This is a genomic window from Mucilaginibacter paludis DSM 18603, from assembly GCF_000166195.2.
In the GTDB taxonomy this organism is placed as follows: domain Bacteria; phylum Bacteroidota; class Bacteroidia; order Sphingobacteriales; family Sphingobacteriaceae; genus Mucilaginibacter; species Mucilaginibacter paludis.
Genome location: NZ_CM001403.1, coordinates 324,380 through 348,850 on the forward strand (window position 1 = coordinate 324,380; position 24,471 = coordinate 348,850).

At 41.6% G+C, this 24,471-nt stretch carries 16 protein-coding genes and 2 tRNA genes; 8 read left to right on the plus strand and 10 right to left on the minus strand.

What is annotated here, in order from left to right:
* Positions 1-306 precede the first annotated feature (306 nt).
* Both MUCPA_RS01245 and MUCPA_RS01250 read right to left on the minus strand, forming a co-directional pair.
* Positions 307-900 carry a DUF502 domain-containing protein gene (locus MUCPA_RS01245; protein WP_008503997.1) on the minus strand — a complete coding sequence of 198 codons (594 nt, stop codon included), beginning with the start codon at positions 898-900 and terminating at the stop codon, positions 307-309.
* A gap of 15 nt (positions 901-915) precedes the next feature.
* Complete coding sequence (locus tag MUCPA_RS01250) at positions 916-3,384, minus strand: bifunctional UDP-N-acetylmuramoyl-tripeptide:D-alanyl-D-alanine ligase/alanine racemase (protein WP_008503998.1); 2,469 nt, start codon at positions 3,382-3,384, stop codon at positions 916-918.
* Positions 3,385-3,441: 57 nt separating this feature from the next.
* Between MUCPA_RS01250 and MUCPA_RS01255 the strand changes: the two genes are divergently transcribed.
* The 3 genes from MUCPA_RS01255 to MUCPA_RS01265 all read left to right on the plus strand — a co-directional run bounded on the left by MUCPA_RS01255 (position 3,442) and on the right by MUCPA_RS01265 (position 4,285).
* Positions 3,442-3,927, plus strand: a complete 486-nt coding sequence (locus MUCPA_RS01255; RefSeq protein WP_008503999.1) for a regulatory protein RecX — start codon at positions 3,442-3,444, stop codon at positions 3,925-3,927.
* Positions 3,928-4,075: 148 nt separating this feature from the next.
* A tRNA-Gly gene (locus MUCPA_RS01260) sits at positions 4,076-4,148 on the plus strand.
* A 52-nt stretch (positions 4,149-4,200) separates the two neighbouring features.
* Positions 4,201-4,285: transfer RNA gene (locus MUCPA_RS01265), tRNA-Leu, on the plus strand.
* A 591-nt stretch (positions 4,286-4,876) separates the two neighbouring features.
* Here the strand turns inward: MUCPA_RS01265 and MUCPA_RS01270 are convergent.
* The 4 genes from MUCPA_RS01270 to MUCPA_RS38080 form a co-directional block, all read right to left on the minus strand.
* Entirely contained in the window at positions 4,877-5,164 is a 288-nt protein-coding gene (locus MUCPA_RS01270; protein WP_008504000.1) for a zf-HC2 domain-containing protein, read from the minus strand.
* Positions 5,161-6,093, minus strand: a complete 933-nt coding sequence (locus MUCPA_RS01275) for an SDR family NAD(P)-dependent oxidoreductase (protein WP_008504001.1) — start codon at positions 6,091-6,093, stop codon at positions 5,161-5,163. The genes MUCPA_RS01270 and MUCPA_RS01275 overlap by 4 nt, the downstream gene beginning before the upstream one ends.
* Before the next feature lie 132 nt (positions 6,094-6,225).
* Positions 6,226-6,663, minus strand: a complete 438-nt coding sequence (locus MUCPA_RS01280) for a MarR family winged helix-turn-helix transcriptional regulator (protein WP_008504002.1) — start codon at positions 6,661-6,663, stop codon at positions 6,226-6,228.
* A 497-nt stretch (positions 6,664-7,160) separates the two neighbouring features.
* A complete protein-coding gene (locus tag MUCPA_RS38080) occupies positions 7,161-7,484 on the minus strand; it encodes a hypothetical protein (RefSeq protein WP_169316144.1) in 324 nt (107 codons plus the stop codon).
* A gap of 447 nt (positions 7,485-7,931) precedes the next feature.
* Here MUCPA_RS38080 and MUCPA_RS01285 point away from each other — a divergent pair, with 447 nt between their 5' ends.
* A complete protein-coding gene (locus tag MUCPA_RS01285) occupies positions 7,932-9,044 on the plus strand; it encodes a WD40/YVTN/BNR-like repeat-containing protein (protein WP_008504004.1) in 1,113 nt (370 codons plus the stop codon).
* Positions 9,045-9,403: 359 nt separating this feature from the next.
* Here MUCPA_RS01285 and MUCPA_RS39465 read toward each other — a convergent pair whose 3' ends face one another.
* The 4 genes from MUCPA_RS39465 to MUCPA_RS01300 form a co-directional block, all read right to left on the minus strand.
* On the minus strand, positions 9,404-9,616 hold the full coding sequence (locus MUCPA_RS39465; protein ID WP_157544063.1) for a YceI family protein: 213 nt from the start codon (positions 9,614-9,616) through the stop codon (positions 9,404-9,406).
* A gap of 48 nt (positions 9,617-9,664) precedes the next feature.
* Positions 9,665-10,552, minus strand: coding sequence for a helix-turn-helix domain-containing protein (locus MUCPA_RS01290; protein ID WP_008504005.1), 888 nt, complete (start codon positions 10,550-10,552; stop codon positions 9,665-9,667).
* 108 nt (positions 10,553-10,660) lie between these two features.
* Positions 10,661-11,851, minus strand: coding sequence for a 4-hydroxybenzoate 3-monooxygenase (locus MUCPA_RS01295; RefSeq protein ID WP_008504006.1), 1,191 nt, complete (start codon positions 11,849-11,851; stop codon positions 10,661-10,663).
* A 470-nt stretch (positions 11,852-12,321) separates the two neighbouring features.
* Positions 12,322-13,215: a winged helix-turn-helix domain-containing protein gene (locus MUCPA_RS01300; protein WP_008504008.1), complete on the minus strand. Its 894-nt coding sequence runs from the start codon at positions 13,213-13,215 to the stop codon at positions 12,322-12,324.
* Between the two features lie 1,222 nt (positions 13,216-14,437).
* Between MUCPA_RS01300 and MUCPA_RS35530 the strand changes: the two genes are divergently transcribed.
* From MUCPA_RS35530 to MUCPA_RS01325, 4 genes are all read left to right on the plus strand, one after another.
* Positions 14,438-17,245: a sensor histidine kinase gene (locus MUCPA_RS35530; protein ID WP_157543787.1), complete on the plus strand. Its 2,808-nt coding sequence runs from the start codon at positions 14,438-14,440 to the stop codon at positions 17,243-17,245.
* Positions 17,246-17,248: 3 nt separating this feature from the next.
* Positions 17,249-17,998, plus strand: coding sequence for a LytR/AlgR family response regulator transcription factor (locus MUCPA_RS01315; RefSeq protein WP_008504011.1), 750 nt, complete (start codon positions 17,249-17,251; stop codon positions 17,996-17,998).
* 1,427 nt (positions 17,999-19,425) lie between these two features.
* Positions 19,426-22,563 carry a SusC/RagA family TonB-linked outer membrane protein gene (locus tag MUCPA_RS01320; RefSeq protein ID WP_008504012.1) on the plus strand — a complete coding sequence of 1,046 codons (3,138 nt, stop codon included), beginning with the start codon at positions 19,426-19,428 and terminating at the stop codon, positions 22,561-22,563.
* Between the two features lie 11 nt (positions 22,564-22,574).
* Positions 22,575-24,461 (plus strand): RagB/SusD family nutrient uptake outer membrane protein, encoded by a 1,887-nt coding sequence (locus MUCPA_RS01325; protein ID WP_008504013.1) that lies wholly within the window; start codon positions 22,575-22,577, stop codon positions 24,459-24,461.
* Positions 24,462-24,471: the final 10 nt, after the last annotated feature.

The following is a 24,471-nucleotide window of genomic DNA, read 5'->3' on the forward strand; positions in this document are numbered from 1 at the left end:
GGTACACGGTAGCCGGTAGGGGAGACTTTTTTTTAAGCCCTACCTACCGGGGAGGGTTGGGTGGGGCTTCTTCACGCGGCGACTGAGCGGGCCGATGATCTAAATTATGAATACTGATTATTGGAGCAAACATAGCACATTGATAATCAGCGTATAACGCATACTTATCGCTTTTAGAAGATCCCTCCTACCGTCGGGATGACATGATGGAGAGAAATTTATCATTGATAATCAGCAACTTAAATAGGCTTGACAAGCAACTTCGCGATACTTGTAAGTAAACCATTAGTTGGCAAGGCCCTATTTTCACTCCAACCCACTCACCCCACCCGATATCACAAACTTCATCATATCGCCGGCGCTTTTATCCATGTGCTTAACCTTATCGGCCGATACAATAACCACCTGGCCGGCAAACGAATAGGAATAAGGGAAATACACGGCCACTTCGCCGGGGAGGCCGATGGAGCTTAAATCTTTCTGGGTTAAAAACCCAATCTTTTTTAAACCAAATTCGTTTACTTCAACCAGTACCGGTTCGTTAAATTTCTTCTCGTCGCCCACAAAAGCTTCGGTAAGATCCTTGATCGACGAATATAAAAACTTGAACAGCGGTATCCGGTCAACCAGGCGGTTAAACCATAGCTTAATAGGCTCGGTAATAATATTGGTTACAATTACCCCGGCCAGCAAAATAATAACCAAAACCGACAGGATACCCAGCCCTGGAATATAGATAGGCTTTCCGGTTTTATCAACCCAAATGATACTACTGATATTGAGCGCGTTATCAATAGATGAAATAGCCCAAAAGATCAGAAAGAAAGCCGCGCCCAACGGCACAACAATCAATAATCCTTTTACAAAGTAATTTAGTATAGCTCTTGCTAATTTATTCATTTGGGGGATCCTCTCCTATTCGTAAAAATAAACACGTTTTACCCGCTGCGATACGTTGGTTAAAATTTCGTAAGGTATGGTATTAATTTGTTTGGCCACTTCTTCAATCTTGTATTCTTCGTTAAAAACAACTACCTCATCGCCTTCCTTTACTTCTACAGCGCTAACATCAAGCATGCACATATCCATCGAAACGTTACCCACTGTGGGCACTAAAACACCTTTAATCAGCATCTTACCAACACCGTTTCCAAACGCCCGCAAATAACCATCAGCATAACCTATACGTACGGTAGCAATTTTACCATCTGCCAACAAGGATCCGTTGCGGTTGTAACCTATGGTTTCGCCTGCTTTGATCTTTTTCACCTGCGATACACTCGTTTTTAAGGTGGCCACCGGTTGTAGCTGGTTAGCTTCGTTCTTGATAGCGCTATCAATACCATATAAACCGATGCCCAGCCTAACCATATCAAATTGTGCAACGGGCCAGCGCGTAATGGCAGATGTATTGGCCATGTGGCGCATTACCTTATAATTTAATACTTTCTCAATCTGGTGATAGGCTTTTTCAAACACCATGATCTGTTTTAAAGTAAATTCGTCGTGCATCTCGGCATCACTGCCTGCCAAGTGCGAAAATATGGATTGTATATGAACATATTGGTTTTGCTCCAACAAATCGCATAAAGTTTCTATTTCAAAATCCTCAAAACCTAAGCGGTGCATGCCGCTATCAATTTTAATGTGGATAGGATAGTTAAATATATTTTTAAGCTGAGCAAATTTTACAAATTCGTCAAACAGCGTAAAACTGTATATCTCGGGCTGTAAGGTAAATTCCACCAGCTTATCAAAGGCAGATGCTTCGGGGTTAAGTACCATAATGGGGAGCGTAATACCGGCATTGCGCAGGGCTATCCCTTCGTCAATATAAGCAACAGCCAGGTAATCAACCCCGTTAAATTGTAGCAGGTTAGCTACCTCAAAACTACCGCTCCCGTACGAAAAAGCCTTTACCATGGCCATAATTTTAACATCGGGCCCCAGTTTTGATTTGTAAAAATTGAGGTTGTTTTGTAAAGCGTTCAGGTTAATCTCCATAATGGTCTCGTGCGCTTTTTGTACCAGTGCCCGGCTGATGCGTTCAAACTCAAAACTCCTCGACCCTTTGATCAGGATGGTTTCGTCTTCAAGCGTCAAATCGGCTAAAGCCATCAGCAGGCTATCCGTATCGGCATAAAAATATTTAAGGGGTATGTTAAATAATTGTTGCTGGGCCGATATGGCCTTACCCACGCCAATTACTTTATCAATATTTTTTTGGCTCAACAAATCTGCCACCTGCTGATACAGCACCGCTTGCTCCAACCCGGATTGAAAAATATCCGATAAAATTAAAGTGCGGGTTTGGTGCTGATTTTGTTGATTTAAAAAATTAAGCGCTATCTCAAGCGATTGGAAATCTGAATTGTAGGAATCGTCAATAATGGAGCAATTGTTTATTCCCTGTTTAAGCTCCATCCGCATTGATACCGGTACAAGCCTCTCCAGCCTGTCGTCGGCAACCTGGCTATCATAACCCAAAGCAAGCATTGTTGCCCAGCATACAATGGCATTTTCTATCGATGCTTCATCAATAAATGGCACGAGGCACTCAATTTCTTTCCCCTTAAAAACGCCACGTAAATAATATTTGTTTGATATAATGGTCTCGTTAAAAACATACAGGTCCACCTCCCTAAACTTACGGCTCCAGGTAAATTTGGTTTTACCCGGCACCCTGGCTTTATATTTCAACAGGGCATCGTACTGGTATATTACCATGCTGCAATGCGTAAACAACTTAAGCTTCTCTTCAAGCTTTTTTTCGGGCCCGCTAAAACCTTCATCATGTGCAGAGCCCATATGCGTTAAGATACCTATGGTTGGCTTAATCATACGCTCCAAACGCTCCATTTCGCCAGTGGTAGAAATCCCGGCCTCAAAAATACCCAGGTTATGCTGATCATCCATCTGCCATACAGAAAGCGGAACGCCAATTTGAGAATTATAGCTTTTGGGGTTACGTATAATTTTTTTATCGGCACAAAGCAATTGATATAACCACTCCTTTACAATAGTTTTACCGTTGCTGCCGGTAATACCAATCACATCGATGTCGAATTTTTCGCGATGATGGATGGCCAGTTTTTGCAATGCTTTAAGTACATCATCAACCACTAAAAAATTAGCATCCCGAAGCAAATCTACCTTTACAGGTAATTTGAACACCACAAAATTACGCACACCGGCTTGGTATACATCGCCAATAAACTCGTGCCCATCCCTGCGGCCGCTCAACGCAAAAAATAAGGAAGTAAAAGGGTTGTTAATTTTCCGGCTGTCGGTCAGTAAGTTATTGACCATGGAATCATGTGTGATGGTTGCCGAAGCGCCGATGATTTGCTGTATCTGGGTGATGGAGTATTGGTGACTAAGCATGGCTACGAATTTGAAGATATTTATATCAATAGAAGAATTTTAACGAATTTTGGTTTGATGGAAAATCAAACATCTGCCCCTAAAATTACCGACCCTAAAATGGCGCTCCAGAAGGCCGAACAGTACTGCGCCTACCAGGAACGTGCACAGCAGGAGGTGCGAAACAAATTGTACGATTGGGGGCTTTGGCCCGATGCGATAGAACAAATAATTGCCAACCTGATTGAAGGTAACTTTTTAAACGAAGAGCGCTTTGCCCGCCAGTATGCCAAAGGAAAATTTAGCCAGAAAGGCTGGGGACGCATTAAGATTAAGCAGGCACTGAAATTTAAAAGAATACCGGAAAAATTGATCCAAAAAGCGCTGAAAGAAATTGACGGCGATGATTACACTAAAAGGCTGAGCCAGATTATCCAAAAAAAAGAGGCTGTTTTAGACGAGAAAGATGCTTATAAAAAGCGATACAAGCTACAGCAATACGCTTTGAGCCGTGGCTTTGAAAATGATTTGATAGCTGATATTTTGAATAACAGCCATTTATAAAAAACGTTAATTTTTTTTCAAATAATTGCTTGTTAAAATTTCAAAACTATCTATATTTGCACTCCCCAACAACGAAAAGCTATCAACGATAGCTAAACAGAGGGGTAAACAAAACGAGATATACCAAAATCTCAAATTAAAAAAAAATGCGAAAGTAGCTCAGTTGGTAGAGCACGACCTTGCCAAGGTCGGGGTCGCGAGTTCGAATCTCGTCTTTCGCTCTAAATCCCTCTCTAATCCGGAGGGATTTGTTTTTACAAGGTTAATTGCCTTGCCCAGGTGGTGGAACTGGTAGACACGCAGGACTTAAAATCCTGTTCCCGTCAAAGGAGTGCGGGTTCGATTCCCGCCCTGGGTACTTAGAATCGAACAAAAAGGCTGACATGAAAATGTCGGCCTTTTTGTTAACTTAAATATGTTTATACCTATATTCTCGATCAAATAAAAGTGGTCGATATTATAAGCCCAAGAGGGGTTATATCTTGTTTTGCTTATATGAGTTTACAGAATTGGTAATTAAAATAAAAAATCCTACTACAAAACAAATGCCGTCGAGGAGGCTAATAAACCCTGCAATAGCATAATATTTTGATGCCTCAGCAAAAGGAACATATCTGCTCTGTACAAAATATGGCATCCAACTAAAAAATATTGTGACGAGTAAACCAATACCCGAACCTATAAAAAGTAAAGCAGAATCTACTTTAGCGCTTTTAGAGAGGTAGTAACACGAAGCCAGAATATTAGCAGCGATATTTCAAATCGGCCTCAGTCATCAAACAGAGCGGACAAACGTTTAAAATCATCTAAAAATTGGTTTGTGTAGACGTTGGATTTGAGCACAATTTAAAACAAGTAGCCAATTTTATTGGCTACTTGTTTTATGCAGGTTGACCACATAAAGAGGCGTTTCTAAAAAAAAACATTCAAATTCGGCACTTAATTTTTTTTAAGTTTTTCCATAATTTGAGATAGTCATAATTTGATCGTGCATTTTCTTTTTAAAATCGCCGTCAAGTTTAATACCCTTGGTGATCTGCAGCTCATGGAACAGATCACGGACCAATTTATTGATCACTATACTTTGCTGCTCAAACATCCGGCACTCGGAGCAACCTGCCAGGTGTACCTTCAGCTCCAGTTTCTCACGGATAGTTATACCGCCTATCTGTTTTTTCTCAATAAGCCATGTCGCTTTCCTGCAGTTGTAAGCAATATTTTTTAACGTATTTTTCAAGCCCGGTCTATGAAACGGTGAATTGCTTCATCGGCGTTATCCTGAAATGAGGTATTTTTCAAATCAGTGTAAAAAGTACTTTGGTCAACCACATCTCCCGATAACTTGCCTGCTGCACTTGCATAAAAAACACCGCTTTTAAATCGCTCATCCGAAATGCCATCTACAAAACGTTTGGCACCCACTGTTAACGTATGCACCATCCCTCCAATCAATGGAAATACAATAGGCATCATCAAATACTTCAACATAAATTTCATTGCCGGGGGCAAACTATCTGGCGCATTGGTTCCGCCCGTGTTCCCGGGACTCATGACCACAAACTTGAGGTCAGGATATTTTCTTGACATTGATAAGGCCCACATGGTTGCTGCATATTTGACATATCCGTATGCTTGAATTGCTTCGAACTTATCACCAAAATATGATCCATCAAGAACAGCAGCAAACTCATCTACAGAAGAAGTTTTCATGGCAACCGGTTTCATTCCGAGCATCTTTACTCCCGGCACAGCTTCCGCACTTACTGATAGTACTGTTTTCTTTAACAAATCACGTTTTATTAACTCTTCCACTAAAACTACATTACCTAAAATATTCGTAGCAGCTAACTCATTCATACCCGAAGGCGTAATTTTCGCAGCCGTTTTGCCAACTACTCCACCCGCATTTAAAATTACTGCATCAATAGGTTCCTTTATTTTTTCTACTACTTTTCTTACGGAATTTGCATCCGCAACATCTCCAATAATAATTTCAAAAATCTTTTTTCCCGTTTGCTCCTCAAGGTCCTTTTTTGCTGCCTCGGCTTTAACTTGGTTTCTACAGAAAAGAATTACCTTTTTTGTTTCTTTTTTCAATGCTAACTGGCGGGCAGCCTCCTTCCCAAGTCCAGTATTTGCTCCGGTTATTAATATGCTTTGGTTCATTTTTTCTATCCTTTAGATATATTTAATTCGTTTATGCAATATTACGACTATCGAAGTAATTAATCAAACAATTGTACTAATTTATTCCGAAAATGAAATAGTACGTTTAACGAAATAAATAAACTAAAAATATTAAAGCTTAATTGAAGTGACCAGTTGAGCCAGATTAGCAATAAGTGTTGCCTGCTCCGTTTCGGTCAAATGATCTAATACCTTTTTTGCCATGATTTCTCTCCGGTTTTTGAATTCTTTATAAGAGGCTTTTCCCTTCCGGTCAAGTTCAACTTTTACGACACGCCGGTCGTCATTTGAATTATATCGTAAAAGGAATTTATTGGTAACGAGCTTATCAACAATGGTGGTCAAAGTACTCAGTGGTGCTTGTATATAATCAGCTATATCACTCATTTTGACACTCCCTTTTTCTCCGATAAATGTGATAATAAATAATTCCTTTTCGTTGAGATCACCACATATCTTGCAACAATGCTCGGACTCACTTTTAATCGCACTACTCAAGTTGAACATGACGGATATGAACTTTTCCTCATTTCCCGCTTCTACTACCATATTGATTTCTTTAACCGCACTTTAAAATTTAAAGGATAACTATCCGCTACAAAAATAAACGATTAAATTAAAATAGTATAGTGTTCCTTAATCCGGCGCTTCCCTTTTATTTGACATTATCCGTTTAAGCTTATTAATTAAAAAATCATGAGCTAAAATTCGACTAAAGTTCTTGGGTTTCTACCTGTTCCTTTGCTTTTTGATCATAAACCAAGAATTCGATCTTTTGCTCTATCATTTTTCTCCAGGAATCCTTTGAAAGAACTGCATAGTTAGCGCCTGTTCAATTGAAAACGGGTTAGATATTTCAAATCGGCCTCAATCATCAAATAAAGTGACTAAACGTTTTAGGTCATCTAAAAATTGTTTCTTGGGGATGTCGGGTTTGACTACTTAGAATCGAACAAAAAGGCTAACAAAAAATGTCGCCTTTTTTGTTTACTTAAATATGCTTTATACCTATAGTCTTCGATCAAGCAGAATAAGGCCAAGAGCGATTATATTTTGTTTTGCTTAGATGAGTTTACAGAATTGGTAATTAAAATAAAAAATCCTACTACAAAACAAATGCCGCCGAGGAAACTAATAAACCCTGCGATAGCATAATATTTTGATGCCTCAGCAAAAGGCATATATCTGCTCTGTACAAAATATGGCATCCAACTAAAAAATATTGTGACGAGTAAACCAATACCCGAACCTATAAAAAGTAAAGCAGAATCTACTTTAGCGCTTTTAGAGAGGTAGTAACACGAAGCCAGAAATATTAGCAGTGGCGGGAGCCAAGATATAAAACTCCATAGTGAGACTAAATTGCCCATGTTTTTTTGATTTTGTTACACGCTGCAATTTTACGGCCAAAAATAAACGTGAACAATTTTTTCCTCCAGCTAATTTAAGGAGCATTGAAGATGATCTTTATCAGCCTGGTTCGATCAAAAACGGGTTAGATATTCAAATCGGCCTCAGTCATCAAATAGAGTGGACAAACGTTTCAGATCATCTAAAAATTGGTTCGTGTGGACGTCGGGTTTGAGTACTGAAGGAAACAGCACATGGCCGTTGTTTCCTTTTTATGCCATTGGGTTTCTATGATCGAGCAGAAAAATAGAGGCTCCTTAACATCGATAGTATTTAAAGCAGAGGCTATTTCGACCATAATACATTCTATTTACTATTTATTTACAAAGTTTACATTTTAATTTACAATCCTGATTACTTAAGCCGAAAATCATCAAAGTAGATTTGCTGCATCAAATTTATAGGATATGAAAAATAAAAAAATGAAAAGATTATTTGTGTTTGTTCCGGCAAGCCTCCTGGTATTATTTCTGCTAAATTCTTTTATGTTAAAAAAAACGGAAGCGGGGAAGAAAACAACAGAAGGGACTAAATCAGGGCCTGTAAACATCGTTTTGAGATCTACTGATGGCGGACAAACATGGCAGGACATTAGCAAAGGGCTACCTGAAAATTTGCAGAGAGAAGGTGTGTGGAGTCGTGGTTTATTTGCAAATAACCGTGGGCTCTATTTACGTACTGGCAATGGGGTTTATCACAGCGAACCAAATTCCACAACTTCTTTTTGGACAAAAGAGATTTTACCCGGTAAACAGTGTGAAATTGCCCCTGGCAAGAATGGCATATTTGCCTATAATTTCAGGGGACAATTTTTAAAGAAAACAAACGGAACGAGCGATTGGTCGCCCATGTACACAAATTTTCAAGAGCAAGCCGTACGCATCAACAAAACGATAGATTGGATGTACACGAATTATAAAGAGAAACAAGTATGCAGTGTTTTTGAAACTACGGAAGGCACAGTTTTCATCGGCTCCAATAACGCCCTTTTTAAATCTACTAACAATGGAAAAACGTGGAAATATGTGCATGTTGGAGGCTGGGTAATGAAAATTGTAGAGTCAAACGGTGTACTCCTGGTTGCCACCACACAGGGAGTATTAAGATCGACCGATGATGGTGAAACCTGGGATCGTGTGATTAATGAGGAGGGTGCTGGTATCGCTGTGGAACGTATTGATGGCGGATTTGCTGCTATAGCTTACAACACCACAACCCAAACCAACACAATATACATTTCACGGGATAGTGGAAAAACCTGGAATGACATAGGAGAAGAACTTCAGCCTTTCTGGAATAGTTCATTAATCAAACTAATCGGCGGACTTCAACCTTCATCGAATATTTCATCAATCAAACAAGTGGGTAAATATTTAATATGTGGTCGCTCAGATGGTATATTCAGATCATCAGACATGGGCAAAACATGGAAACTGTTACTTCCTTCCTTAGAAAATAGAGGCTTCGATTTATCTGTTTCAGGCAGCGTGATTTATGCCATACCAAATAAAGGGTGTTGAAAAATCACAAAGCCCTATAATACTACTCATAAAAAAGGGCCATCAGTTTTATATTCAATAAATGTTTGTATATTCTTCAAGTCATCTTATTAAAATTACCGTTAAAAAAAAATTAAACGTAATAAAACTTCCAAACCTTCAAAAAAATATTGGGGAGTAGATATTTTCGAGAGTATGTATTGGTTTTTTATCCAAAATACATGAGGGTTGCTCAAAACCGGGCAACCTTTTTTTTTTAATTTGATCTTCAGTACTTTATGATAAAAATTGGATGAATATAGGGTATTCTAAACGTACGCTCTGCATACGTTTAGCTTGGTTACACCCTTCATCGAAGGGGCGCCCTCCAGGGTAAAGTATTATCGGCCGGACTTCAATATGGTAGACACGAATTTTAACTCCGGATGAGTTTCTGCGTCGAAAAAACCTGAGCTGACTAAATGTTTGTCATGCTGCGCACTTTCACTCGAAAGAAATGTTTTAGCGGCCGTAAGCGTGATATACGCCTTAAAAAAACATCGGTAAGCGTTACGGCAGTTACCTGAAAATACCTGACTTATATAGAATACAATTAAATTAGAAAAAGTTCAGTTTTACTGTTGTCGTTACTTGGGCTCGGACTATGGTAAGATATTTTTAAAATAGTTTGTATCCTCATTTTTTCTGTAAGCACCTGGAGCAACTCCAATAACCTTGCGGAATAATCGACTAAAGTATTGAGCGTCATCAAAACCTATTGATTGCGCAACTTCTTTTACGGATAGTTCAGAGTAACGTAATAAACGCTGGGCTTCCCGCATAGCTTCCTGTTGAATAAAGTAAGTTACCGCAAACCCTGTTACAGATCTTACGGTGTCATTCAAATGGCTTACGGTAATATTCATTCTGTCCGCAAACTCCGACGGTCTTTTCATCAACCTGAAATTCTGACGAAGGATTTGCTTGAATAGCTTTGTAATTTCCACATGTCGGGCCGGGTGTTTATTCAGTTCCAGTTGCTCATTAGTAAGGTACGCTGATGCCACCTGATAAACGAAAGCTGTTACAATTGAGTGAACAATGGTTTGCCGGAAACGTTCATTGGGATTATGATATACCGTGTCTAAATGCCCGATAAAAGCAGATAATTCTGCTGATCTTTCCGCCGCCAGCGATATAATCATGACCTCTGACAGGCATTGGTCGAGTATATTTTTCAGTTGTTCATCGATAATTAAGGGATCAAATGCGAGAAACCATCCCTGTTTTAATCTGGCTGAAATAATTCGGTGTACTTGTCCCGGATACGAGAAGAAAATTGTGTGATTACCGAGCCTGATATGTTTGAAATCAACCTCCAGATCCATTTCGCCCTCGTTCAGCAAAACGCAGTAATAAAAATCGTGGCGGTGTGCTTCGGAAATTTCATAAGAAGGCCCAAATGGTTTTACCGAGCCGAAAGACTTCAAATATACACGGGCAAACCAGTCTTCCATACGGTGAACTGGAATTTTTTCTTTTTTACTCATCCGGTTTAAAAGTAGCTTAAAAATCTAACTGAACAAATACTTAAAAACTTGACAAATATAAAGGCGGGTATAAACATGCCCGCCTTTGATCGTATCGTAATTCACAGCTTAATTCATTCCCTGCTGGTATTCAGTATGCAGGCGTGCAGATGTAGGCGACTCGAACAGATTGTTTAAACGTGCACGCGCAGTCATTTGCCTAAATGTACCATGCTGAGCTGGATTACCCGCGTCGTGCATCGTATCTGCCATCCAAACCGCAAAATCCTGATAGTTCCAGATATGCGGCAAAACCGTTTCCGAATAATTTTCAAGACCGCTACTATCATTTTTTAGGATTCCACTTAAAAGTGCCTGGGCCAGGATATCCACATCATACAGGCCGAGGTTCATTCCCTTGGCGCTCACCGGCGGCACCATATGGGCTGCATCGCCGACAAGAAACAAATTGCGGTAATGCATAGGTGCATACACAACGGAACGGAAAGGCACAAATTCAATGTTGTGAACCTGGGCGTTTGGTACGGTATTATCGGCCAGTCGCAGCCTGATCTCATCCCAGATACGTTCATCAGGCCAGTCCTTTCGTCCATCGCTCAGTTTACATTGCAAATAATATCTGCTGCGTTGCGGCCCCCGCGGAAGTTGTCCCACAAATCCATGATCACTTACTGCCATAATCGGGTGCCCAGTCACAGGTGCCTCAACAAGCGCAGCCAGCCAGGCATAACCAAATTCATAACTATACTCGGTCAGCATACCAGCAGGTATTGAAGCGCGGCTAATTCCCTTATCAGCATCAGCCCCAATAATATAATCGCAATTGAGTTCGTGTGAACCTTCCGCATCGAAGTAAGTAATTTTCGGAGACTGGTTTTCTTCATTAACGATATTGATATCCTTGATATTGAAACGAACATCACCTGACATCACATCGATCAGTTCCCGCAGCAGGTTGTTGACCAGCATTTGCTGTGTGCAGAACCTGCTTTGTATACCATGTTCTGCTTCGGCTTTAAATACCCTGGCGACACCATTCATACGGTATTCAATGGTCTGGGCGACCGGGCCTGCAAGAAGCTTATCAGCCAGGCCCCATTGTTCAAACATGCGAACCGCCCGTGCATCTACAACACCTGCGCGCTGCCGCAGTTCAATATACGCCCGGTCGCGGCGCTCTAACACAACAACGTTAATGTTTGACTTCTTTAAAAATGTCGCCAGCGTAAGGCCTGTTACTCCTGCCCCGATAATGACAACGCTAATCTCTTCGCTTGATTTATTTTGATCTGCACTCATACTTTTGTTTATTTAGTACCACTAACAATATTGCTTTTTGATTACCGGACAAAGGTCGCCTTATAGGCATGGCGATTCTTTAACAGTTCACGGATTTAAGTGGACAAATCGCGGATCAGGAATAATTGCATTAGCTAACAATTACTGTGTAATTAATATCTTATCATAATTCATGACAAACAAATTAAGGTTAATTACACGGGAGCACATGTTGCAGGCATTTAACAAAATCGATCAAGAGGGTATCCAAAAAGATAATGAAAACTTATACTGGCTGATTTACGCGGGCTGACGCTATCCATTTAAATCATTTGGTCCTTGGTTCGAGGTCAGATCCGTGAACCGATTACCCTATTAAAACATGCAAATCAGTAATTTACATGGTTCTTTTTGATTGATAACATATTCAGGAAATACGGATATAATAACTTACAGTTATAACGAATGAAGCTAAGGTTGATTAAGCGTTCTTATGATCTAATCTCAAGCTTATAGCCCTTGCCGCGTATAACTACGATGTTGATATTGGGATCAAATTCCAGTTTTTTTCTAAGTTTTGATATGAACATATCTAAACTGCGCCCCACGATAACACCTTCGTCTTCCCATATCTCTTTTTGTAACCTACTTCGCTCTACGGTCTCGTTAGGGGAAGAAGCGAAAATATGCAACACACGGGTTGCAGTTCCGGTGAGATCTATGGGCTTTCCATTTATCATGAGCTTACGATTCTTTGCATCGAACAGCATTGAGCCCAAAGTGACTATACCAGTGTTTTGATTATCAGGTAAAACCCGACGCGGCTTAACAGATCTCAAAAAGATAAAACCAACAAATGCCAATAAAGGCAAAGCGCCTATCAGATATCCATTCTTTGCTGTATTTATCCCCGTCGGTTTAAATTTAATATTAATCAGGTAACGTGCCTTGGGTTGCTTTCTTCCTATACAAGCTATAATATCATCTTTTTTATTTTTAGATATAGCATATCCATAGGCTATGCCGGACTTACCACTGTTCAAAACTGTGACCACATAATCACCTGCGAGCGGATCTTTGGCTAACAAACGCTGAGTAGTATTCACCAGGGAATCCGCTTGAAAAGTAAGTTCATTTTCAAAGCTTATCTGGTATTCATCGTCGGCTATTTTTTTTACGGGAAGTACCCTTGATTTACTATCGCCCGACTGTAAGAGCAGTTCATGCCCTATTCTGCGGAGCAAAACCTCCCTTCTTGAAATATCAAAATCGTCGCTATTAGTCATACTAAAAGCAGCCCAGACCACGGAAAATAAAAAAAGAAGTATCAATCCAAAAAAGAAATACTTGCCTTTCCCGGACAGGAGATTTCGGCTATCAAGCATCGTGTCAATTTTTTATTTACAAAGTTTGCATTTTTATTTACAATCCAAATCCCACGCCCTGAAATATATCGAAGTAATCTCGATAAACTAAACTTGACAGGATTATGTAAAATAAAAAAATCATGAAATACATACAATTATATACTTTGTTCCTGGTTCTTGTTTGTGACACTTCCTGCTGACAAAAGCAAACTGAACCACATAAAGACAATAATCAATTATGATTTCAAACACACGGTCACCTCCTAAGGGCCTAATACAATGGTTCGGAATGTAAAGCAAGATATAAAAGGAAACATTTTGATTACTGCATCATGGGGAGTGGTTTTCCCATCCGGGGTATATTTCCAGGCAAATTGCAAACTTTGTTGGCAACTTTTTTTTACAGGATATTTTGTCAACATTTAATATCAGATACGATTTGACTGATCCTTAATTATTCTTAAACTTTTGCTCATTATAAGTTTTGCTAAACGTAATCTTGGTAAAGGTATCGGCTTTGGATTGCCCTATGTATATTTTGTAGCTGTAAAATTGTTTTTGCATCAGGCTGATGTTTACAAAAAACTAAAAAATCTATATCAGTTTTATTCGGGTGAAAGTCATTCATTGGTATTGAACCTGTCAGATAAAATCCCTCAACAAAATCTGGTTTGATACCCTAAATCTTTTCCGCAAACTCAGCAACAATTCTATCTGCAGGGTCTGGCAGTATATGCGTTTTCATACAATAAAGTTACCAAAATTCAAAAATGAATTGCGGTTCAATACAAAACGGATTAGTTATTTCTATTCTGCCTCAATCATCAAATAGAATGGCTAATCGTTTCAGGTGATCTAACGATTGGTCGTGGGGTGTCGGGTTTGGGTACTTAAAATCGAACAGGAAGGCTGAGAGTAATGTCGGCCTTTTTTGTTGGGAAGATATTAGGACAACATTTACCGACTTATAATACCGTGACGCAATCTCTATTCGCTAAGTTGCACGCAAATAATTAAGGCGATACAAATAACGATATAGGTGCACCTTTGATAGAGGTGTTACAGCCTGCTTTTTGGCCGGATAGCCATGCGACTACTTTTTAAAGTTGCACTTTATCATTAATATTACTGAATAATAAGTGAAACCTGCCGTTTGCTAAATGACCGCCAATATTTCCCTACGCTATCTGCTCTTTTGTTTCAAATCAAAAGCAATATGAAACAGAAAAAACTTTTAACAATGGCACTTAGCCTATTATTCCCCCTGCTGCTGTCGGCACAAAATCCATTTCTTAAACTAAAGGCCGGCGACTGGTTTAAAATGCAGGTTATTCTTCGGCCACAGGGAAGTTTGTTAGCGGATGGCCACTCCGTCATCGATCGCGGAGCCGAGGAAATGGATAAAAACCAGTACGACCTCCGCTTTGTGCTGGTAAAGCATCTTGCAAACGGCAACGAGCAATACCAGGTAACATTGGAGCGGGTGAAATTTAAACGCAGAGGGAATGACGGTACCTGGTATGGTTATGATTCCTTTTATCCATCCTACCTGCAAGGTAATGGAGATACGCTGTCGCGGCTGATCAGAACGTTAGAAATTGATGCGGCAGGTAAAATTATCAAATTTGATCATCAACAACAAACCTATCCACCAATCAACATGAGCGAGATAGGGCCGAAAAAATTTATCCGCTCAACAGTAATCAGTTTCGACCCCTTACCCTCATTTTTATTCCAAAATATAGTTAGCTATATATCCCGGGAGATCAAAAAAGCAAATATCAGGGCCTTGAACGGAAGCTTCAATGCCGAGTTGAGAAATCTTATCGGCTGGGGAAATATCCAAAACGATGTGTCTTTACTAACCATTGCCGCTTCTTTTCCTTTACCGCAAAACGTGGTTATTAAAGGCCGCATCCTGAACGCTTTTACTACGGGTAATAAACCTGAGATTTATACCGATCAAGGTATCATTAAGATTAATGCCGACGGCACATTTGAAGCAAAAATGCTGGTTACGCAGCCATCGCCGGTCCTGTTTATTTATGGGCAAAATCCGCTGTGTGCCATAAAGCCTTTTATAAAACCCGGCGATACGCTGATTATAAACGCCGATGCCAAAAATTACCAGGATGGCAGCGCAGCGCATGGGGAATCAACTACCAGCCCTTTTTCAGAGAGTGTAAGCTACGCTGGCAGCGGCGCTTCGGATGCGTTGATTGACAAGCAATTAACCAATTTATATACAAACCAAATGCAGCCTTTTGCAAACAGGCGGGCTTCGGTGGTACCTGTAGAAGAATTTATGGCCTACCAGGAGAAGGGCAAAAAGGAATTTAACGCCCTGATGGACGCCAATAAAAACACAGCTTCCAAAACAGCTCTTGAATATTATAATGCCGAATGGATGTACCTGCAGGCTCAGGCCAAATTATACTTCCTGTTTTTAAAAGAGTATAGGTACTCGCCGCAGTCTGGTGCCGCTTTCGCGGGCTTTCCGGAAAATTACTTTACGGCCATTGATGATCTGCCCATCTTAACTGATGATTACGCTAACAGTGATTGGTACAAAAGCTGTGTGGAATGGCTGCACAATTACCGTAGCGCAAGGCTTAGCATCATCAACGGTGGCCAGAGCGGCTTTTTGGTTGATCACGCCTCAGCATTGGCATCTTTTAAAGGTTACGCGCTTTATCTTGCCTTATCCAATGTGCTGCGTGAGGCCCTCCATAAAAGCAGCTGGCAAAACAGCAAAATGATAAAACCTTACTATCTGAATTTTATTAACAATTGCGGCGACAGCGCCCTTACCAAGCCGTTAATTAAACAATGGGAGCGCCTGCAGGCCTGGGAACCGGGCAAACCCTCGCCGGTAAAAAACACCGTACTTACCAACGGAAAAATGCTTAACCTGGAGCAGTTTAAAGGCAAAAACATCTGCCTTATTGTAAACTATGCCGCCGGTGAAGACCTGGAACAATACAGGGATTTTATTAAAAAACACGATCCGGCAAAGGTTCAGTTCGTCATCCTTCAACTCAAAGCCTCGGCGGCTTATACTATTGATAAGTCGTTTCTTAATCTTCCTAACGTAAGCTATTATGAAGTTGACGGATCAAATAAAAACATGAGCTGGCTGGATATTGAGGGCGGCGAATCAAGTGTATTGTTTTTTGATAAATGGCTCAGGGTAGTTGACGATGTTCTGGATCTGGGCAGTAAGATTATCATCAACAGCACCACCAATAAAAAGGAATTCGACATTCACAAGTTGGATAACGCGCTAAAAAAAGCTGAGGCTACGCCCCGTTTTAGCAAAGTACAGAAGGCAAAATTTTACACCGTATTAGGATGGAGCACATGCTCCATCCTTTTTTCATTCGTGATAGGCTACTTTATCTACCGGAACAGGCTGGCCAAAATAAAACGGGACATCACCTTGCAAAAACGAATTAAGGAACTGGAGATAAAGGCTATCCGATCACAGATGAATCCGCACTTTATATTCAATTCGCTTAACTCTATCCAGTCGCTCATCAATAACGGCCAATACAAGCAGGCCAATATTTACCTGGAAAAATTCGCGGTAATGATGCGCAAAGTGCTCAATAATTCTGAAAAAACGCTGGTAGCTTTATCCGAAGAGTTGGATGCCGTTATGCTATATTGCCAGTTAGAGCAACTGCGCTTTGACTTCGCGTTTAAATTGAATGTTGAAAATGGGCTTAATACCAACCTGATCGAAATCCCGGGAATGCTGATACAACCCCTGGTTGAAAATGCCATAGTGCACGGGCTTGCCCAAAAAGGAAGTAGCGGAAACCTGGAAATAAATATTTATACCGAAGCCGGTTATCTTAAAGTTGCCGTAACCGATAACGGGCCTGGCTTTAAGGATATGATATTTAGCACGGAAAGCTTTGGGCTGAAACTGGTGGCCGAGCGCCTGGCTATATTAAAGGCAGATGCCAGCGAAGCTAAAATGACGATAAGCAACCATACCGATAAAACCGGCGTTACCGTAACTTTAACACTCCCTGATAATTGAGGCATGATAATTAAAAGCATATTGATTGATGATGAGCCCAAAAGCAGAAGTAACCTGCGCAGCCTGCTGTTGGAGTATTGCCCGGGCGTAGCGGTAACAGGCGAAGCGGGCTCGGCAGTAGAAGCACTCAAACTGGTGCGGCAATTGCAACCCGATCTGTTATTCCTGGATATTGAAATGGGAGCTGCGTCTGGATTTGATTTATTGAAGTCGTTAACAGGCACGCAAAATTTCGAAGTTATTTTTGTTACTGCCTTTGACCAATATGGCATACAGGCCATCAAAGCCTGTGCTATAGACTACCTGCTCAAACCAATCAATATTTTAGAGCTAACCGGCGCGGTTGATAAAGCACTGGAGCGCATTGGTCGCAAAAAAGAAAACCTCCGTATTAAGGAGTTGGTATCAAACCTTGACCGTGGCGAAGATGAACAGCGGATAGCCATTCCGTTAAGCGACAAAGTTGAATTTGTGAACGTTGGTAAAATTGTACGCCTGCAGGCCGAAGGAAACTATACGCATATCTACCTGGAAGACGGGAAAAAGTACCTGGTGAGTAAAACGCTAAAGGATTATGCTGAGCTTCTGGAAAGGTTTAATTTTATTCGTACTCATCAGTCGCATCTCATCAACTTTAAAAAAATAGCTTCGTATGTAAAATCCGAAGGGGGGTATATTATGATGGATGATAATAGCCAGATCCCTGTTTCCCGAATGAAAAAAGACGAGATCATGAAAAAGATTATGGGGTAACTGCAAGCCGGGACTTGCATCTGCAATCATTCCTCCCGAAATCGACAATTGATTCAAATGCCCTCTCGAAGCTGCGCGCCTGGCAGCATGGCTCCTTCGGCAATCGATACGTTCTCCCTGTGCACGCCGCAACAACCCCTTGCATTGCCATCCAAATATGACGATCGTTTTCAATAAAACCTGCCATCACCGGATCCTAAATCTATACCATCGGCACTTTGGGGGATCAACGCTACGCGGCATAATGCTATCGGTTTAAATGCGCTGTTGCCAAAGCAAATTTTGAAATATTTTGAGTTTGAGGCTCATGGATTTTCAAACAATTTTAACAGCTGCCACCATGTTTAGGTATGTATACCGGCTATAATAATGCAAGCTATATATTTTCATAATATGCTGCACACTTTAACGCAACCCGGATAGTACAAATGAGCATTTACAATTCAAATAATTGATTATCAATAATTTAAAATCAAATAAAAATATTAAAGTGGTATCCCCTCCCCTCCTATATTAAACAAAATACCGATTAATTTACACAATAGTGCCATTGGCCGGGTAAGCGTAAAGCTATTTTTGATGCACTAAATTATAGCAACTAAAGCAGTCCCATCTGGCTTGCAAGGTTGTCAGCCAATTATAAACATATTCTCGCCTTGTGACTGAATTTGCAAATATTCATCATACACGACGGAGCAAAGTTCGTAGCTGGTAGCCTATAATTTAGTTTATAGCATACCAAATCGTCAACTAAATGATTATACAATTACACTTTTCAACCAGGAAAATTAATCATAGCCCACGTATCTCATGCTGTGTATTTTTCAAGGCTTTCAGGCCTAAAACAAATCTACACCCGCATAACAGCCTTCTTAGTAACAGTTATAGCCGTTATCCTGAAAGAGAAAGCCTGGGGCCATACCACGTTAACATCCGGCCTCCCGCCCCCCTCTCAATAAGGAAGGAATCAATTCGACAATATAACTAACTGACCACACAAGCAGACTTTCATTTAAACCTTAAATCAAACCGAATTACTAACCAATTAAAACAATTATGATGATGAAAGCCCCCACGTAACCCTGTTATGTTTAGCTATAGAGTTGTAGCCATCAGGACCGAATTTTTATTAACTATTCAATCACCAAACAAATAACCACATATGGCAATAGGTTTACGCTACCAATCAAGTTATCTGCAACTTCATACTCCCAATTAACGCGGTTTGTTGAATGCGCTAAGGAGTTGATGGTACCGCTTTCCATGTATAGCACAGCGTCAACCTGCCGGGTTACTGATAAGCGTGAAGTTTAATTAATGGATAACATGTTACGGGAGTGCGATGTGTTCGTCACCGGATTACAGGTTTTGCCCTGGTAAAATTTCACCAACCAATAAAAAGTCATTACTCATTTATTCTCAACCAAATGATAATAATTAAAAATATAAAAAAGCGATTCCCCAAAGGCCTTCTTTTGGTGTTGCTTCTGTTTTTTTACGCCTTTGTAACGCATGCGCAAAACCGTGTGACGATCAGAGGTACGGTTACAGATAAAACCGGAGATCCAATTATAGGTGCAGTGATAGCTGCAAAAGCCGACAACGCCAAAAAAGTGCTGACAGACAAAGACGGGAAATTTGAAATAGCTGTTCCTGCTAATAATACTGTGATCATCATTTCTTCTTTTGGCATGGGCAAGAAGGAGATTACCGCTTCAGTTAACGGCGCAAACAACATTGTATTAGAATACGAGGTAAAAGCCATGAACGAAGTTGTGGTTGTTGGCTATGGGCAGCAGAGGAAAGCCAGTATTGTTGGATCCATTACGCAAACGTCTGGTAAAGAGTTGGAACGCACAGGTGGCGTTACCAATCTGGGTATGGCCTTAACCGGAAACCTGCCCGGCGTTGTTGTCACATCTTCTACCGGTATGCCGGGAGGAGAAGACCCGCAGATTGTAATCCGGGGGATAAGTTCGTGGAACAGTAGCTCGCCATTGATCCTCGTGGATGGTATTGAAAGGTCTATCAGTTCAATCGACATTTCATCTGTTGAAAGTGTGTCTGTGTTGAAAGATGCTTCGGCTACGGCTGTATACGGGGTGCGCGGTGCAAACGGCGTTATCCTGGTTACCACCAAACGCGGTGTTGAAGGCAAGGCCCAGGTTCAGGCCCGGTCAAACATCACCACCAAAGTGGCCTCCAAACTGCCCGCAAAATATGATTCGTACGACGCTTTGATGATCAAAAACAAGATTATTGAAAGGGAATCTATCGTTGATCCAAATGCGTGGTCCGGATATACGCCTATGGCGACGATTTATAAATACCGTTACCCTGCCAATACGGACGAATGGGACCGCTATCCAAACGTAGATTGGGAAAAGGAATTATTTAAGGACAGGGCAATGTCATACAATAGCGCTGTCAATGTTTCAGGCGGATCCAAGTACGTTAACTATTTTGCTGGGATAGACATAACCAAGGAAGGTGACTTGTTTAAAACCTTCCCCAATAACAGGGGCTACGACTCGAATTTTGGCTACACCCGGATGAATTTTCGCAGTAACCTCGACTTTAACCTAACAAAAACCACTAAATTCTCTACCAACTTATTTGGTTCAAATGCGGTAAGGCAGCTACCTTATGGCTTGGCCGACGGAGACCAGGCTTACTGGTCGTCTGCCTACCGTACCGCACCTGATACATTCCGGCCGATATATTCAGACGGAACTTATGGTTATTATCCAACAGCTACCCAGGATCAACCCAACGCTGCATTCTGGCTGGCCTATTCGGGAGTGGAGAAACGTACAACTACACAGCTGACCACCGATTTTATCCTGCAGCAACAATTAAGCATGGTTACCAAAGGGCTTAGTTTTAGGGGTAGCCTTTCATTAGATAATACTTTTGTAGAAACTGGCCGAGGTATAAACGACCAAAACCACCCTGCCCAGCGCAAGTATATCAATCCTTCTACAGGCCAGGTGACGTATGAACAGTTGAAAAATACAGGTACGCAATTTGATTTTACCGAAGCTATAGCTTGGACAACCCAGGGCGGCTCAGTAAATAAAGATGCTACTTACCGGAACATGAATTATCAGTTTCAGCTCAATTACGCTCGTCCGTTTGGCGGAAATAACGTAACGGCAATGGCCATGATGCAACGTCAGCGTGGGGCCACTGGCTCGGCATTCCCCCGGTATCGAGAAGATTGGGTTTTCCGTGTAACCTATAACTATAAGCAAAGGTATCTTTTTGAAGCTAACGGTGCTTACAACGGTTCAGAAAAATTTGGCCCTGATTATCGTTTTGCCTTTTTTCCCTCTTTGTCTGCCGGCTGGTCAATCAACAATGAAAGTTTCATGAAAAACGTAACTTTCGTAGATGTATTGAAGGTAAGGGGCTCCTGGGGAAGGATTGGTGATGACAACGTTGGTGGTAGTAGCCCATGGCTGTTCCGCGATTCTTATAGTTATGGCGGAAATGCCATGATGGGGAGCCCTACATCTGCTTCACCGTATACCATCTATCGCGTTAGTGCCATAGGCAATCCAAATATTTCATGGGAAACGGCCGAGAAGCGTAACCTCGGACTTGACTTTGGCTTTCTGCACGGCGATATATCAGGTAACGTAGATGTGTTCAACGATAGGAGGACAAGGATTATGATCGGCGGTACAAGTCGCGCCATACCATCCTTTTTTGGATATGGTTCAAGTACGCCCCAGGCCAACCTGGGCGAAGTAACCAGTAAGGGGTACGAAGTGGAACTTAAGTTCAATCACTCTTTTAGTAATGGTATTCGTGCCTGGGTTAATTTAGCCAAAACTCATGCTACCAATAAAACAATTTTCAGGGATGATCCAGAATTGACACCCGCCTATCAGAAGCAGGCCGGTTATGCCATCGGGCAAACCAAGTCTTATATCGATCATGGATTTATCACAAGCTGGGATGACCTGTATGGCAGTACTACCCGTTCTGCCAATAATCAGAACCGGTTACCTGGAGACTATAATATTGTCGACTTTAATGGCGATGGTGTTATTGATGATAAGGACCAGGCTCCTTACGGCTATACAGCTACCCCCCAAAATACCTACAATGCTACCATCGGGTTCGAATGGAAACGCCTGAGCCTGGTTCTGCAATTCTATGGAGTAAACAATGTTACACGTTATATTGAGTTCCCCGACTTTCAGGGCAAGAGTAACGTGGTGTTTGTTGAAAAACCCTTCTGGTATAAGCAAAGTGGTGGTGGCGAAGTACCTCCACCGCGCTGGAGCGTTCTGGATGCCATGGGCGGCGCCGGTACCCGCTATTATTACGATGCATCATATATACGTTTAAAGAATGCTGAAATAGGCTACACCATCCCCGGTAAATACGTGAGTAAATTGGGGCTACGGACTTGTAGGTTTTATGTTAACGGCAACAACCTGTTGTTGTGGACAAAAATGCCCGACGACCGCGAGTCTAACTTCAGTGGCAATTCCAGCGGTGGCGCATATCCTACCGTGCGACGTTATAATTTAGGTATTGATATCACCCTATAAACTGTTTGAAAATGAAAAAGTTTTTTACAAAAATTTTGTTACCCATCATGATGGTGATGGGCGCCGGTTCATTGGATTCCTGCAAAAAATATCTTGAAAGGACGCCTCTTGCCGATATAGCGGCAAACGACCCTTATAAAAACTTCAGGAACTTTCAGGGATTTACAGAAGAACTGTATAACTGTATCCCGCTGCTGAGCCTGGCTCAAGCTCATAACAGCTTTAACCTTGGCGAAGATGAATTTTGGGAAGTTGGCGAAACCAGGCTGATATCTTACCAGATCGATCAGGGTAATTATCCGGCCTGGACAAGTACGTATTATAATTTCCTTGGTACTGGTGGAAACCCATCAACTGGCGATGAAAACAGCTCAAAAGGGCAGCTTTGGGGCTTATCCTGGTATGCCATCAGGAAGGCGAACCTGGGGCTGGCAAACCTTGACAAACTGACCGATGCCACTCAAGAAGAAAAAAACCTGATTGCAGGGCAATTATACTTTTTCAGAGGGTATTTCCACTTTGCTTTGATGGAATGGTGGGGTGGGCTACCCTATATAGATCAGGTTTACCCTACCGATCAGGTCATTAAGCTTTCCCGCCTCAGCTACCAGGCTACGGCAGACAAAGTTGCGGCCGATTTAAAAAAGGCTTCTGAGTTGCTCCCGGTTGACTGGGATGCCACAACTGCCGGACAACAAACGAGCGGCAAAAATAATACGCGTATCAATAAAATTATGGCGCTTGCCTTTATGGGGAAAGACTACCTGTGGGCAGGGAGCCCTTTGATGAACAGGGAATCCACCGGTAACAGTACCTATAATACCGCCTATTGCACAAAGGCTGCCGATGCCCTGGCTCAGGCCTTGCAAATAACAGAATCTACCGCACGTTATGAATTGGCACCGTTTTCACAGTACAGGGATATATTTTACACCTGGAACCAGAACGGCAAAATTCCGGGCTTAAAGGAAGCCATATTCCTGGAAAACCTGGCTGGTGCCGCTGGCCGCTTCCGCTGGAACCAGGTAAACGATTATCGCCCCATCACTATTCAGCCAACAGGAATCAAAGTATATCCTACAGCTAACTACGTGGATTATTATGGCATGGCAAACGGTTTGCCCATTCCGGATGCTGAAAAGGCTGATCCCGAAAGTGGCTACGATCCGTCATATCCATGGAAAAACAGGGATCCCCGTTTTTATAACGACATTATAGTTGATGGTGACAAATGTGTGCTTAGTGCCGCCAGTGTGGGTAATAATGACTCCAGGCAGTATGCCAGTCTTTTTACAGGTGGGCTTTACAGGACGTCCGACGGCAACAAAAAAGTATGGACAGGGTATTTAAACTCCAAATTTACTTCCAAGTTTGAGAACGATTATGACGGATACAAGGACAATAACACCGTTGTTTTAAGCTTGATGAGGCTGGCCGATGTTTACCTGCTTTATGCTGAAGCGGTTGCAAACGGATACGGCACCCCTCAAAGTAATGCCACCGGATATGATCTTACTGCGGTTGATGCTGTTAACAAGATACGCCAAAGGGCGGGTGTAGCGGGAGTGGCCGCCAAATTTCTCGGGTCGACAACAAGTTTCATGAGCGAATTGCGCCGCGAGCGGGCCGTTGAACTGGCCTTTGAAGGGCACCGGTTTACTGATCTGCGCCGTTGGCTGCTTTTAACCGAACGCCCATATACCTATAAAAAATCGGTTGATTTTGACAGGGGGCTTCCTAACGCCCAGGTATACGCTGATCCTAAAAATGCCAAGGTAAATAATTTCAGAGAAACGGTATTGTTCGAAAGGCAATTGAGCCAGCGGCATTACTGGTTGCCTTTCCAGCCACAAGACGTGAACATGTATAGTGAATTTAAGCAAAATCCCGGTTGGTAATCTAAAATTC